This is a genomic window from Streptomyces glaucescens (assembly GCF_000761215.1).
Taxonomy (GTDB): Bacteria; Actinomycetota; Actinomycetes; order Streptomycetales; family Streptomycetaceae; genus Streptomyces; species Streptomyces glaucescens_B.
In genome coordinates, this window is sequence record NZ_CP009439.1 from 41,036 (window position 1) to 55,065 (window position 14,030).

Genomic DNA, 14,030 nt, shown 5'->3' on the forward strand with positions numbered 1-14,030 from the left:
CGGGGATGCTCCCTGATCGCGGATCTCCTGGTTGAGCAGGGCGGCCTGTTCCCCGCACCCGCCGGGATGCTCCCCCGCCCGCCCGCATGGCTGGTGCAAGCACTGCTCCCCGCACCCGCGAGGATGGTCCCCCGCTCCAGGATGGCCTCGCTCTGCTCCCCGCACCCGCGGGGATGGTCCCCCTCAGAGCCTGACGGTGACCCGCTCGATCAACTGCTCCCCGCACCCGCGGGGATGGTCCCTACGACAACCACGGCACCGTCTGGGGCACCGACTGCCTCCCGCACCCGCGGGGATGGTCCCTTCGGCTACCTCGTCGACCGCCGGGACGCCGTCTGCTCCCCGCACCCGCGGGGATGGTCCCGCGACGAAGGCGGCGCCGCAGCCGCATGTGTCCTGCTCCCCGCACCCGCGGGGATGGTCCCCCCGTGAACAACGCGAAGGCCGCCGCGGTGATCTGCTCCCCGCACCCGCGGGGATGGTCCCCAGCCGTAGAGGGTGCTCGCGCTCACCTGGGCCTGCTCCCCGCACCCGCGGGGATGGTCCCACCACGGCCACCCTGGAAGGACCGGGCGCGCTCTGGTCCCCGCACCCGCGGGGATGGTCCCTCCCGCCCGGCGTGACGGCCGATCAGCTGCTTCTGCTCCCCGCACCCGCGGGGATGGTCCCTGGTTCAGGATGCGCAGCTGGTGGCCCGACAGCTGCTCCCCGGACCCGCGGTGATGGTCCCCCCCCACCCCCCGCACAAGGCACCCATCACGACCTGCTCCCCGCACCCGCGGGGATGGTCCCCCCTCATGGCACCTCGGGAGCCGGACGGGCTGCTCCCCGCACCCGCGGGGATGGTCCCATGGTCGGCGCGGCCACGATCAGCAGCCGCAGCTGCTCCCCGCACCCGCGGGGATGGTCCCTACCTGCCCTTCCAGGTCTACAGTTTCTTCGCCTGCTCCCCGCACCCGCGGGGATGGTCCCTGGGCCTGGACCTCGTTCAGTTTGACCAGTTCCTGCTCCCCGCACCCGCGGGGATGGTCCCAGCGCGGGCATCTCCACCCCCTCCAACGCCCTCTGCTCCCCGCACCCGCGGGGATGGTCCCCCGGCCCCGCGCTGCTCGCCAAGCTGGAAGCCCTGCTCCCCGCACCCGCGGGGATGGTCCCCCCCGCCGCAACGTGGTGCGCGACACGATCGACTGCTCCCCGCACCCGCGGGGATGGTCCCTCGTGGGCACCGAAGCCCCAGATCGCGGCGATCTGCTCCCCGCACCCGCGGGGATGGTCCCGAGACGGCGTCCGCGATCGCGACCGCCGCAACCTGCTCCCCGCACCCGCGGGGATAGTCCCGCTGGCACGGGCGAGGTCCGGGCGCGGGTCGGCTGCTCCCCGCACCCGCGGGAATGGTCCCCTTCCCGTCGGTCTCCCAGGCGGGCTCGGCTGCTGCTCCCCGCACCCGCGGGGATGGTCCCGCCTTGGGCGCCCCGTTCATGGGCCGCCCGACCTGCTCCCCGCACCCGCGGGGATGGTCCCGACGCGGCGCCTGTGTCGGTCCCGGCTCCGGCCTGCTCCCCGCACCCGCGGGGATGGTCCCATCGGTGACCCGAAGCAGTCCTCGATGTACGTCTGCTCCCCGCACCCGCGGAGATGGTCCCTGGCGCGGGCCCCTTCGCCATGCTGGGTTCCTCTGCCCCGCACCCGCAGGGATGGTCCCTCCAGCCCGAGGGCTTCCGCACATGGACCGTGCTGCTCCCCGCACCCGCGGGGATGGTCCCCAGGCGCGCCGCGCCTGTACCGGGAGACGCACGGCACCTGCTCCCCGCACCCGCGGGGATGGTCCCGGCACCTTCACCTCGGCGTGGGTCGGCGCGATCTGCTCCCCGCAGGTTGACCACAGCCGGGCCAGCGCCAGCACGGCCCGACCTCGGCGCGAATCTTAGATAGCATCCGCGTCGAGGGGTCTGTGGGGGCCTTCTGCGGTCGCCTTAGCGATCAGTGATGGGTCGAGGGCCGACCCGTTGGCTTCGACGAGGAGAAGTACAAGCGCCGTAACGAAGTCGAGCGGACGATCAACGCCCTAAAAAACTTCCGGGCGGTGGCCACGAGGTACGACTAGCGGGCATACGTCTTCCGGGGCACGGTCGCCCTCCCAGCGATGCGCCTCTGGCTACGTGCATGAGACATGGCACACGAGCCCCCAGTCCCGATCAATACTCCGTCGCCACCCTCAATCACAGCCAATAGAGTGCTGAAGGCATGACGGCTCTTAAGACCTTCAGCTTCGTGCGCCACGTCGATGGCCTCCGCTACCACTTCCAGACCGACGGCGAGCGCAATGGCCGGCCCGCCTATCGCCGAACCGACGGACAAGTGTGGTGCGTTTGGGGGCCAGAGGAAGGCTGGCACTGCGAGATCGCCGGCGGCCTCGTCACCGCCTACCCCGTCAACAGCCTCGGGAACGAGCCTGAGCCTCCTGCCACCGTCTGGCGCAGCTTTAAGAACAACCGCTCGTACCTCTACGACCTCCGCCCCACTGAGCCACAGCACAACTCATGGGTCAGGGCCTAACGGGATTGCCCACCGCTTCGGCCAGGCCGAATGCCCACGCTGCGCCAGCGTGTTCAGCGCTGGATGGGCTCGCTGCGCTGTGCGCATGGTCCCTTCATGCCGAGGTTTGCACGCCGGGTTCGGCGGCACGTACGCGAGCTGTCCGCCTGCCCGTCGGCCCTCACACCAAGGGCCAGCTCCCGCAGGAGCTGGCCCCTAATCTTGGTTGGAGATTCCTCCGGATCAGCTCACCTGTGAAGTGGCTTCTTCCGTCAACGCTTGTGCCAGATCGGCTAGGCGGGCGGCATCCCGTTGCAGGCCTCTGGCGCCGAGGCACCGCAGAAGCTCAAAGAAGACGTCGTTGCTCTCGATTTTTGCGTCTAGCAGCATGGCGAGGGCGCCTGGCTGGTCGTACGGCACCTTGCGGATCGGCCGGTCCTCATCAGCGCTCTGGTCAGTGACCGGCGCTGACGAGTCCGTTCGGGGCTCCGGGACCGCCTGCGCCACTGTCCCCTTGTCAGCGGGTTGCTGTGTCTGCAGGCTCGATGACGAGCTGTCCGACTCGGCCTCGTCTATTACGTCGTAATGGCCTTGGATCTTCGCGGACTGTTCCCCGTGGGAGGCAGCCTTCCTCCCCTGCCTCGTCTTGGTGCCCTCCCTCTTCTGCGCTTCCTTGCGCGCGCGTTCGGCCTTCAACCCTTCCAGGGCTGCCGCTTGCTCCTTCTGGGGCTTGTTGCCCACCGCCCGCAGCAGGTCGATTGGTTCCTGACCGATGCGAGCCTGAAGTTCGGGAGAGAGGTTCAGCAGGGCGAGGCGCTGGGACACCCAGCCTTGGGATCGGTGCAGCCGCTTGGCGAGGGCGGTCTGGCTGCCGTGGATGGCCAGAAGTCGCTGCAGGGCCCGGGCTTCGTCGATCTCCGTGAGATCCTGACGGTGGATGTTGGCGACGAGGGCGGATTCGAGAAGCTCTTCCGGGGTGGTGCCCTGGTCGTCACTGACCATGACCTTGACCGTGGGCAGTTGCGCCTCTCGGATGCCGGCAAGGCGGCTGCTGCCGTCGATGACTACATACAGCGTGTCGGGTTCGAGTTCGCCTTCGCGGTCAGGGTTGGCCTTGACGTAGGCGTCCCGGTTCATGATCGTGATGGCTTGCTTCTGACCGTGGGTCTTCAAACTGCCGACGAGGTCAGTGAGGTCACCAAGGCTGGAACGGGGATTGTCGGGATTGAGACTGATGAGGTGCGGAGGCAGCTCGGTGGGCGGGGCGACACCTTCGGTGGGAACACCCGTAGCGGCGGCAACGGCTTGCCGGCGGGCGCTGACTGGGCGCACTCCCCCACCGAAGCGGCCGCTGCCCAGCTGATCGGCCTTGCTCATGCGATCTCCCTGGCGAGTGCTCGCATACCAATCGCCTGCTGTGACCTGGGAGCGTATGACAGCAGCGGCTGCTTCATCCGGACTGCTTCCTTCTGTTCCTTCAGGTCCCCGATAAGACCGACGACGCGGGGATCCTTTATGTCCACCCACCCTTGCAGGGAGGATGTGGCGATGAAGCCACGGCGGGAGTCGTAGAGGTTGACCACGATGCCGAGGTAGTCGATGTCCACCTGCAGGTCGCTCCGCAGATCGTCGATCTGCGTGGTGAGCAGGTCGTAGGCGTCGGCGGAGCTGTCCTCTGCCTGCACAACGATCAATGCTCCGGACTGGCCGGGCTTCTCGCCGTCACGGCGGCGACCGTAGTAGGCGGCGGCATCCATGCTCAGGCCGAGGCTCGGCGGGCAGTCGACGACGATTACGTCGTAATCGGCCTCGAGCGGGGCGAGGGCGCGCTCAAGGGCGGCTTCCCTGGCACGCACGGCAGACAGGCGTACGTCGAGGAGGAAGGCATCGTTGCAGGCAGGCAGGAGATGAAGACGCCCGCCGAACTTGTCTTCGTCGATGGAGACGATGAGGTCACGCAGGTCGCCCTTGGGGTCCCCCGCCATGTGGTTGGTGAGGCTGTCACCGTGCATGGGCAGAGGCGCGGCCCCGAGCTGATTGGTGAGGTGGCACTGCGGGTCGAAGTCGACCAAGAGGACACGCAGTCCCAGACCGGGCAGGTTCTCGACTTCCAGCGGGTCGTTGGCGGTGGCGTCCTCAGATGCTGACTCGCTCGCGCGCAGGGCCTTGGCAAGTGCTTTGGCTACTCGCACAGCATGGAGGGTGTTGGGGTCCTCTGCGAGTGCTTCGCCCAGCCCAGCGGTGATCGCTGTCTTGCCGACACCGCCTTTCTGGTTGCAGACGATGATGCGGCGAGTGACCTCCGGCCGCGCGACGTCGGGTGCCGGGTTGGAGTCGAGCCACAGCTGGACGGACTGGGCCAGGCCCTGAATAAGCGAGACGCCGCGGTCTGCGGCGACTTGGCGGAACTCTTCCCACTGACCTGGGGGCAGGAAGGTGGAGAAGGAGTCGGCGCCGGAGGTGTCGATGGCCGACGTGGTGGACGCCAGACTGCACCAGTCTCTGATGCCCTGCTCGACGGCAGCCTGGATCTCAACGCCGTGCTGGGCGGCTCTGATCTTCAGGTTCTGCCGGAGCCATCCCGGCAGCTTGGAAACGACCTTCTCGCGGTCGCTGGAGGTGGCTGGAGAACTCATGCGAGACACCTTACTAACGTCCTTGATCTTTTACAGCATCGACACGTTAGCTGGCATGACTTGTTGGGCCTCTCGGGCAGCGCTCAAGCTCATTACGACGTAATAGGTACCCCCTCACCTCCCGGAGGGCGGCCTCCGCTATTACGGCGTAATAAGCACACCCCGGACACAGACAGCTTGGACACGCCGCAGACGGCAGAGGGCGTGTCGTTTAGATCACCCCGGCCGTATGCAGGCCTCATCCGGTTGGCCGCTGCTCGCACGCCGAGTCGCGTTGGACGCCACAGGATGGGAACAGTGCCCCATCAACTGTGATCCGAGACCGCCACGTCGACGGTGAGAGGGGCGGGTTCCTGATGCAACTGCCTTCGAACCACGTTGCCGGTCACGCGGAACAGGTCACCGGACTGCTCCCCTAGTGATCCGCAGTTCCCCGCTGCATCGCGGAGGACCTGTCGGGGGCGTCTTGGAGGGGGTTTCCGCGCCGACCGGGACGATCAGGTCGAAGGAGGCGGATCGCGGGGGCAGCGCCTCTACCCAGCCGCCGACGGCGTAGTCCTTGCGACCACCAGCCGGCCTCGGCCAGGGACCCGGCGGGACGACGGGCGGGGGCACCGGTCCTCTCGGCGAACACCAGCGACTCGCGGTTGCGGTCGGCTACTCGGCCTCGGTCACGCTGCTCCGGCGGTGCGAGCACCGTGGGCTAGTGCGGCGCCGGGCGGTCACGGCCGAAGAACCAACCGTTGCTGACCCAGGCTCGAGGACAAGTCGGCCGCCCTTCTGGCCTCGCTAGTGCTGTGACCGCATAGGTTCACCGGGTTGCTCGTTGTGTTGGCTGGGAGTCCAACCAGCAGGGGAGGCGGGGTGGCACCACCGGTCAGAGTCCGGAGGCTGATGGAGGAGAAGGGGCAGAAGCTTCAGCAGATCGTTCGGCGGGGCAGTACGAGCTCGGTACGGTTTCGGCGGGCGATGATGCTGCTGGCCTCGGCCGGCGGCAGCACGGTCCGGTAATCGCGCGGCTGGTTCAGGCGGACGAGGACACCGTCCGGGACGTGATCCACCGCTTCAACGAGATCGGGCTTGCATGCCTCAACCCTCAGTGGGCGGGAGGCCGTCCCCGCCTGCTGAGCAGTGACGACGAGGACTTCGTCATCTAGACGGCCACCACCCGGCCCACCGTGCTGGGCAAGCCCTTCACTCGCTGGTCAGTCCGCAAACTGGTCGATCACCTTCGCAGGAACATAGCCCGGCCTGTCCGGATCGGCCGCGAGGCCCTACGGGGCCTACTGGCACGCCGGGGGATCACTTTCCAACGGACGAAGACCTGGAAGGAATCTCCAGACCCGGCCTTCGACGCCAAGCTGGAACGGATCGAGTACGCGGTCAACGAGCGTCCTGACCGCACGTTCGCCTTCGACGAGTTCGGGCCACTGGGCATCCGCCCCACCGCCGGCTCCTGCTGGGCCGAACAGAGCCGCCCCGACCGGCTGCCTGCCACCTACCACCGCACCCACGGCGTCACCTACTTCCACGGCTGCTACTCCGTCGGCGACGACAAGCTGTGGGGTGTCAACCGGCGTCGCAAGGGCATCGACCACACCTGGGCCGCCCTGCGGTCGATCCGGGCCGCCCGTCCGGACGGCGCCCCGATCTACGTGATCCTAGACAACCTCTCCGCCCACCTGAACTGGCAGATCCGCAGGTGGGCGGCCAGGAACAAGGTCGAGCTGTGTTTCACACCCACCTACGCGTCCTGAGCCAACCCCATCGAGGCCCACTTCGGGCCGCTGCGGCAGTTCACCCTCGCCAACTCCCACCATTCGAACCACAACGTCCAGACCTGGGCCCTGCACGCCTCCTGCGCTGGCGCAACCAGAACGCCCGCCACCCCGACGTCCTGGCCGCCCAACGCCGCGAACGCGCACGCGTGCGCAGCAAACGAGGCTTCCGCTGGGACGGCAGGCCACTGCCGGCCGCAGCCTGACCCCGCTCAACCCGGCGAAGTCACCGCATTAATCGTCGAACTCGAAGCCCGAAGCCTCCGCACGGGCAATGATGTCGCGGACCGCCTCGGGGCTCGTGATGACGGCTTCAACGGCCATCCTGAGCCGCGCGAGGTCGCTCGAACTGCCGATCGCGCAGAACATGCCAGCCTCGCTGTCGAAATCGACCTGCTCGGCAATATCCGGCCAGGCAAACCGCACGAGCCCCTCCCAGAAGTACCCGTTCGGCTCGTGCCCGGCGGCAACTACTGCGGCATCGGCAGCCAGGCCGCCAGCATCCAACGTCAGCGAGTGCTCACCATCGAAGTCATGGAGGTGGATGGTCACGGCGCGATCGTCTCACCCCACCACCCGAACCGTTCGTCCGGTCCCTCACAACTCTCGAACCCGGTGAACCTATGCGGTCACAGCACTAGCAGTCGATCGACGTCATACGAGTTCGTAGTTCGGACCGGTGCTCTGTGGCGGGATGCGCCCGGCGATACGGGCACGGGGCCGGTCCCGCGAGCTGCCCCGCCGACGCCGATGACAGCGAGACGGCACCCGGAACCAGGTACTCACCCGTCTCGAGGCTCTGGCCGGTGCCAAGGGTGCAATTGCCATGGTGACGAGCGAGATCAGTACACGGCTCGGAATCCATGTCGGACACCATCCCAGGTGAGCCACACAGCCGCGACCGGATTGCGAACATGCCCCTCACCTCGTCAGACAACAGCACGCGTCTCACCAACGTCCCGGGCCAGCACACTAGAACCCAGGGTGCAGCAGGGATTGCGTCAACTGACCAGCTCAGTAGCCGCCTGGAGGGCGCGCCGCGCCTCAGCAGTCGTCGCGGCTGGCAGAGCGGTGCTGCGCTCGATACTCCGCGCCTCGCGGACGAGAGCCTTGACGTAGGTGTTGAGGCTGAGCAGTTGAGTCGGGGTGTGGCAGCCGGGAAGTACGGCCTCGATCTGGTCCAGCCAAAAAGTCATGTCCTCGTCATCATCGAGGCCAGTCCGATGCTCGATCAGACCTTGCGCCACGGGCTCCAGCAAGGCGTGCCGGCGGGCGGCCTCCTCTTGGGCGCGGCGCTCAGCAGCAGCTCGGGCAGCGGCATTCCGCTCAGCCTCACGCACGGCCTCGGGCGTGCGGCGCACAGGCCGGTCGCTGTGCGGCTCGTCCACGAGAGTGACAGCCCGCAGGCGCTTCGCCTTGTTGTAGGCGGCGTTGGCCGCGTTGACGGCGAGGGCAGGGGCCAGCTCCGCCCATGCCACCTGTGCGGCACGAGCATCTTCGATGGCCCGGGCTTGGTGAAGGTCGACCTGCTCGCGGAGGTACTCCCATAGAAGCACCCGTGTGATCGCGGCGCGACGGCGTGCCGTCTCGCTCCTCAACGCGCGGGCGTTGGCTTCCAGATAGAGCAGGGCTCCATAGAGCTCGTCGTCAGCCGGCATCCGGCTGACGCGCTGGTCCTCAGCCTCTTCGTGTAGCTGGCGAAGCTCACCAATCATCGCTGCTGTATCAAGGTGACCGACCCGCTTCGATGCTCTGACCAGGGGCTTTGCAGGGTCCGGCGACTTCCGGGCAGAACGGGGCATGAGATCCAGTCTGCCTCAGAGAAGGTGATTCACATACTGTGAATCACCTAGGAGTGGCTTCGCAGGCGAGGGCCTGGGCGCCCGGGTGCTAGTCAGATCCCGCTGAACGTTGCTGGCTTGGGAACAGCAGGAGGCTCTATTACGACGTAATGACTTCGCTGGCGCGGCACGAGCATCAGCCGAGCACCCTCCCTACTGGTCAGCCCGTTGTGCCGGTCGAAGCAGCAGTGCCATGTAGCCGTTGCCGGCGCATCTGCAGTCACGCCCTTTCGCCTGTGCCACCAAGCAGTCACCCACCTCGCTGAGCTACACGCCCGACGGTCGGACGCTGCACATCTCGGACAGCGCCTATGTGGTGAGCTGGCGGACAGGCTCGCGCGCCTCACCATGGGGACGACCTTCCCTCAGCTTGTCACGCGGGTGGCGTTCAGCAGGCAGACCGACCGCGGATCGCGCCCAGCCAGCCGCTGTCCCGGGTGGTCCGGAAGCGCGGCGACCCGGCCGGGGCGAGCGTGCAACTGTGGCCGGTAGGCAATCCCGGCCCCATGCCCAGCGGCGGGGCCCGGGACCTGCCTGGAAGCAACGTCGGTTCGGCAGTGGCATTCGATCCGACAGGACGGATCCTGGGCGCCGGTAGCCCGTCCGGCACGCTGACGCTGTAGCGGATCGGGGATGCCTACGAGGAGCACCGCCGATTGGGGCCTCCGGTCAAGGGCCACCCGTACGGCGATCTCCGCCACCACCTTCTCACCGAACGGCACCACGGCGGCCACCGGGACGACCCACGGCGCGATCGTGATCTGGGCGCCCGACGAAAACGGCCCGCAGAACCTCAGCGGCGCGGCAGCGGAGAGCCAATCGAGCCCCGTTCGCACAATGACGTTCTCCCCCGACCCCCGCACCCAGGTCACCGACGGCGCGGACGGCGCGGTGTGGTTGTGGAACGTAGGGGCCATCGCGGACACGCGTGCCGAGCCGGCAGAAACTGGCGTGCGCCCTCGCCGGAGGCAGACTCGACAAGGTGGAGCGGGGATCCTTCGCGCCGTCGCTGCCGTACCGGAACACGTGTGCGTGAGCCGGGAGCAGCCCAGCGAGAGGGCCACGGCCTGCGCCGGGGACGGCGCAATGATCGCAGCGGTCAAGCGTTCCGACGCCTGTCGTCGACCGGTAACGCTTCGCTCACGAATACGCGACGCCTGAGCATGCGGCGTCACCAGTCCCGAGGCCGGATGCCGTCTCAGAACCCGGCAGCAGTCTGGGGGAGTCGGCGGGTGCGAAGCCAGTCACCGTGAGCAGCCCCACGCGCCCCCTTGGCCTTGCAGACGTCGGCGTGGGGGAGAGCCCGCTGACCGGCGGCCTGTTGAACACCGCTGCCGCTGACCGCCGTCGGAGGCGGCCAGCTCTCGCACCGCACTGGCGGGCACCCGCCCCGTGCGGACCCCCGTACCCCGCGCACGCCTGACCAGCGCCGGTGACGCCTTGGCGGACGCAGGCAGCCAGCCACGATGCGGACGTCGACGGTCAGGTCGTCACAGGCCCTCGGCGAGCAACGCCTTCACGTACTCCCGTGCGCGTCGATCGAGCGCCTCGTACTGTGCCTCCCGCTCGGCTCCTGCGACCGCTTCGCTGACCACGAGAATCCCCTTGGCGTCGATGCGCTGCAGGCGCTCTTCAGCGTCGGTGAGCAGGCCGACGGCGGAGTGGGAGAAGCCGCAGTAGTAAGCGAGGCCTTCGGAGTTGGCCGACCAGTTCCTACTGGCCGGACTTGGGGCCGGACTCACAGACAGCTCGATCGAGGACGATCGTCGCGCGGTCTTCGAGTTCATACGGTTCCTCGGCCGAGGGTGTGGACGGCTGGGCCGGTGGACGCGGACCGGTTCCTCACGGACCTGCGCAGGATGAAGCAGCTGGGGCACAGCACGGTCCAGCGAGGCGTGGACGCTCGCACAGTTCTTCGACTTCCTGATCGTCCGCTACCAGGGTGACGTTCACGCGCTGACCGGGCTGGTGCTTGATCCCGAGCCCAGGGCGTCCGTCAGCACTGCCCTGGCACCGATCGTCCCGAACCAGGCGTCCAATACCTCGACTTCGGTATAGAGGGTCCGGGGAGGAGCCCTTGATGCTGCGCGAAAGTGCGCGCTGTACCTGTGCAACCTCCATACCCATGGCGGATGTCTGTCTCAGCAAGCTGCGTCGTCCTGTGAGGCCAGATGACACACCCTCGTTCTCCCCGTCTTCGAATCCGCACCACGCCCCCGCGACCGCCTGTAAGACAGCCACACGCGACTCCTCCACAGGAACCTTCACCCCCAGAACCACCCACAGGGCGTGTGACCAGATGGGCAAGGGCCAGCCTCGCGTGGTACCGGCGGGTTGACTGGGCACGACACACGATGGTCATTGCGGCACTTGTGGCAGCCGCTGGCCTAGGGATCCAGGCCGTCAGCAGCATAAAGAGCAACGCACTGGCCGACGACCAACTTTCCCAGTCCGAGAAGCAACAGCGGGAAAAAGAGCGATCTCAGATTGCTCTGATTAACTTCTGGGGCGAGGCTGGGCGCTGGCCAGTGGATGACCTCCTGGTGGTCGTCAATCGTTCGCTCGACCCAGCTCACATATGGATCTACCTTGACTTCAACGGTCACCCGGACTCCGGCTACTACTCGCTTGGCGTGCTGCCGCCCTGCAAGCGCTTGGAGATGGACTTCCCGCAGAAGGGCGCCGCACCGTGGCCGATCAGGAAGCTGCTCGTTGTTGACTCAACCGGTCGAGCCTGGGTACGCACCCCTGGCGGTCGACTTAACGAGAGCACGGCTCCCACTACGGTGCCGGAGACAGTGACCGAAATGAGACCCTCTAGGGGACTCATTCCCACGCTAGTTGACCTCGATCAGTGTGCAAGCAGCAGCGGCTGAAACCCTGTTGGACCGTGAGCCGCAGCCCGATGAGGCGCTAACCTCCTACCAGCGGCTTACACGCCGGGGGACTGCGCTCCTGCGAAGGACAGGCAGAGAGCAGCGTCACCGCCCGCTTCCGCAGGCGTCACCGGCGCTGCCGCGCCTTGGAAACACAGGAACAGGCGCCCGGCCGGTGCTGGCTTCACAGCTCCCAGTGGACCCCTCGACGCCGTCGGCCTACGTCCGCAGCGGCTCCCGTTCCTGGCCGGCGTCCACCTCGAGCGTGATGCTCACCCGGGCGCACTGCCGTGCGTACACAAACGCCCGGAACTTGCGCAGCGCCACCTCACCGTCGGCCCAGCTCCCCTCGATTAACGGGCCGCCCGTGCGGAACGACATCCGCACGGGGATGTCCCCGCCGTCGGACGGCTCGGCGGGTGGGGTGCGCCGCCCGCGCGGTCGGCCCGTGCCCGCCGGGCGAAGAGGCGGCCTGAACCGAGCAGGCCCGCCCGCGCCATGGGTGCGGGTTCTCATGAGCAAGCTTGAGCGTGACAAGGCGTTCAGCAGGGGCCGGGCCTTCGGCGACGATGCTCGTCGGGTCCTCCAATGAGCAGTCCTAGATCCGCCGGTGTCCGGGGTCGCCCGCCGCCGGGCCGCCCTCCAGTACCGGGCGCTGGCACAGTCGTACGGCGTTCAGTATGTGCTCGCCCAGAGGGTCCGATTGCAGGTGGGGAAGGGCGTCGATCCGTAGGCGGTGCCCGTCACGGGTGATCACGTGGTAGGCGACCACCCTGCCGCCGAAGAGATTGGCTCCGTGGGCCTGTCGTGAGAGCACAAGGCGGTCGACGTCGTCCCAGGTCACGGCGCGAGGGCGGCCGTAGAAGGTGTACACGAACCCGCCCGCGTACAGATGCGTGCGAACGAATCCCTTAGGCATTCTCCACAACAGGACCGGAAGCGCGATGATCACCAGAACGAGTACCGCGAGCAGACACAGCACCACGGTGCTCACCAACTTCTGAAGGCCGGGGATGTCGGTCCCCGTCTTGCTGAAGACCCAGTTCACGCCCCACAAGGCTCCCACGATCACCGTACCGATGGCCACCGTACCGGCCACGATCTCCAGCGGGCTGGTGTTCTTGCGGGTGAAGACGTGATCGCCCAGTGAACGCTCGGCCGCCAGGCGGGTGACGCGTGCCGACGGGGCGTATCCCTTCATCTCCACAGCATTGGGGAACCGCTTGATGACGGCGACGCCCAGGACCGAGGCGGCAAGGCCCGCGAGGAGGACGGTGACGGCGGACGCGGCCGGGGTGTCGCCGAAGATCAGCACTCCCAGGCCGTACAGCATCGTCGCCAAGCCGCCGAAAACCACCAGCAACATCAGGCAGCCCAAGTTCAACAGGGGACCGGGCTCGGAGTGTTGCTGCGGTTCTTCTGTCATGGCGTCCCCCAGGAACTCGTGGTTGGCGACGCCGAATCTAGCCGTTCCGAAGGAGGCTCCCCACTTCAGCCCTGTCTCCGAACCATCCGCCTTGTCTTTGCTCGTGCTGATTGCGAATGGCGTCCCTGAGGGGCGTGTCCTTGATGTAGTCCTCGTTTACGGCGACGACGGACACGAGCGGGGAGGGGATGTTGGGGTCCGTGGGGTGTCGACCCGCGTCGCGGGTGAGGGAGCCGAACACAATGCCGCGTCTGGCAGGGTCAGCCGGTAGCAACGAGATCGGCCACCTGTGCTGCGACCGGGCCCTTCGTTGCTCGGTGAAGCTCTCGGGGCCGGCAGCCCTGAGCTCCAGAACCACCGAGGAGACCACGCCGCCGGTGAGTAGCGGGTGAAGCTGGCCGTCTTCCAGGGCCACGGCAAGCCTGCTGCACGCAGCTCCTTGAAGCCGCGGTTCACGGTCGGCTTGTGTCTCCGGGTCGCTGAGGTACGGCAGCCGGTCCAGGACGCGGCGGCCAACGGTGGAGAACGTCGACCACAGCCAAGAGACGCAGCACGTCACGGGAAATCGTGAGGGTTGCTGTCACCGGCACCTTCGTCTTCCCGCGGACGGACGCGAGGCGAGAGCGGCGCTGGTGTTCTTGGGTCTCTGGTGCGCTGCTGAGGGGAGCACAGCAGCCAGCCGCAATCGAGGAGAAGGCTTCCTGCGGCGGGAGCCGGGGTCCGTCCTGTGTGGCGCTGGGAGGGCAAGGGCATGTCCGAGTCTCGGTCGCTTCGGTCGCTTCAGTCGTGGCTGGGTCTGCGTGTAGCGACTGAACGGCAGCGACCCAGTGTTTCTTCGGTCGCTGGCCGAGAAGTGGATAAAACCGCAGGTCAAGCAGGGTCCTGACGGTAGGCAGCGACTGAAGCGACCAAACTTCCAGATATATGAAGACATTCAA

Annotated in this window: 9 protein-coding genes, 2 pseudogenes and 1 CRISPR repeat array (1 of these 12 cut by a window edge); of the genes and pseudogenes, 4 read left to right on the plus strand and 7 right to left on the minus strand. The window is 67.4% G+C overall.

Annotated elements, in window-relative coordinates; translation table 11 throughout:
• A CRISPR array of direct repeats spans positions 1–1,829; the repeat unit is 29 nt; unit sequence CTGCTCCCCGCACCCGCGGGGATGGTCCC; it begins 16 nt to the left of the window's first position.
• A 167-nt stretch (positions 1,830–1,996) separates the two neighbouring features.
• Positions 1,997–2,104: pseudogene (locus tag SGLAU_RS34215) on the plus strand (IS5/IS1182 family transposase); the annotation flags it as partial.
• A gap of 140 nt (positions 2,105–2,244) precedes the next feature.
• A complete protein-coding gene (locus tag SGLAU_RS32190) occupies positions 2,245–2,556 on the plus strand; it encodes a hypothetical protein (RefSeq protein ID WP_043507475.1) in 312 nt (103 codons plus the stop codon).
• 222 nt (positions 2,557–2,778) lie between these two features.
• Here SGLAU_RS32190 and SGLAU_RS32195 read toward each other — a convergent pair whose 3' ends face one another.
• Positions 2,779–3,912 carry a ParB/RepB/Spo0J family partition protein gene (locus SGLAU_RS32195; protein WP_043507477.1) on the minus strand — a complete coding sequence of 378 codons (1,134 nt, stop codon included), beginning with the start codon at positions 3,910–3,912 and terminating at the stop codon, positions 2,779–2,781.
• Positions 3,909–5,171, minus strand: a complete 1,263-nt coding sequence (locus SGLAU_RS32200; RefSeq protein ID WP_043507479.1) for a ParA family protein — start codon at positions 5,169–5,171, stop codon at positions 3,909–3,911. The genes SGLAU_RS32195 and SGLAU_RS32200 overlap by 4 nt, the downstream gene beginning before the upstream one ends.
• Before the next feature lie 864 nt (positions 5,172–6,035).
• Between SGLAU_RS32200 and SGLAU_RS32205 the strand changes: the two are divergent.
• Positions 6,036–7,155 (plus strand): annotated as a pseudogene (locus SGLAU_RS32205) (IS630 family transposase).
• 28 nt (positions 7,156–7,183) lie between these two features.
• Here the strand turns inward: SGLAU_RS32205 and SGLAU_RS32210 are convergent.
• The 3 genes from SGLAU_RS32210 to SGLAU_RS32225 all read right to left on the minus strand — a co-directional run bounded on the left by SGLAU_RS32210 (position 7,184) and on the right by SGLAU_RS32225 (position 10,577).
• Positions 7,184–7,501 (minus strand): Imm51 family immunity protein, encoded by a 318-nt coding sequence (locus SGLAU_RS32210; RefSeq protein WP_043507480.1) that lies wholly within the window; start codon positions 7,499–7,501, stop codon positions 7,184–7,186.
• Between the two features lie 449 nt (positions 7,502–7,950).
• The gene (locus SGLAU_RS33100; RefSeq protein ID WP_052414186.1) at positions 7,951–8,664 is read right to left on the minus strand and encodes a hypothetical protein; all 714 of its coding nucleotides are present in this window, start codon (positions 8,662–8,664) and stop codon (positions 7,951–7,953) included.
• Between the two features lie 1,616 nt (positions 8,665–10,280).
• Positions 10,281–10,577, minus strand: coding sequence for a hypothetical protein (locus SGLAU_RS32225; RefSeq protein ID WP_043507482.1), 297 nt, complete (start codon positions 10,575–10,577; stop codon positions 10,281–10,283).
• A 504-nt stretch (positions 10,578–11,081) separates the two neighbouring features.
• Here SGLAU_RS32225 and SGLAU_RS35440 point away from each other — a divergent pair.
• On the plus strand, positions 11,082–11,666 hold the full coding sequence (locus SGLAU_RS35440; RefSeq protein ID WP_159072841.1) for a hypothetical protein: 585 nt from the start codon (positions 11,082–11,084) through the stop codon (positions 11,664–11,666).
• A gap of 598 nt (positions 11,667–12,264) precedes the next feature.
• Here SGLAU_RS35440 and SGLAU_RS32230 read toward each other — a convergent pair.
• Both SGLAU_RS32230 and SGLAU_RS36600 read right to left on the minus strand, forming a co-directional pair.
• A complete protein-coding gene (locus tag SGLAU_RS32230) occupies positions 12,265–13,092 on the minus strand; it encodes a DUF6585 family protein (protein WP_043507485.1) in 828 nt (275 codons plus the stop codon).
• A gap of 37 nt (positions 13,093–13,129) precedes the next feature.
• Entirely contained in the window at positions 13,130–13,507 is a 378-nt protein-coding gene (locus tag SGLAU_RS36600) for a hypothetical protein (RefSeq protein ID WP_244315379.1), read from the minus strand.
• Positions 13,508–14,030: the final 523 nt, after the last annotated feature.

What these genes read in the sequence shown, in the direction of transcription:
- SGLAU_RS32230 (WP_043507485.1), bottom strand. Translation starts at nt 13,092, where the DNA reads ATGACAGAAGAACCGCAGCAACACTCCGAGCCCGGTCCCCTGTTGAAC.
- SGLAU_RS32200 (WP_043507479.1), bottom strand. Translation starts at nt 5,171, where the DNA reads ATGAGTTCTCCAGCCACCTCCAGCGACCGCGAGAAGGTCGTTTCCAAG.
- SGLAU_RS33100 (WP_052414186.1), bottom strand. Translation starts at nt 8,664, where the DNA reads ATGATTGGTGAGCTTCGCCAGCTACACGAAGAGGCTGAGGACCAGCGC.
- SGLAU_RS32190 (WP_043507475.1), top strand. Translation starts at nt 2,245, where the DNA reads ATGACGGCTCTTAAGACCTTCAGCTTCGTGCGCCACGTCGATGGCCTC.
- SGLAU_RS32225 (WP_043507482.1), bottom strand. Translation starts at nt 10,577, where the DNA reads ATGAACTCGAAGACCGCGCGACGATCGTCCTCGATCGAGCTGTCTGTG.
- SGLAU_RS32195 (WP_043507477.1), bottom strand. Translation starts at nt 3,912, where the DNA reads ATGAGCAAGGCCGATCAGCTGGGCAGCGGCCGCTTCGGTGGGGGAGTG.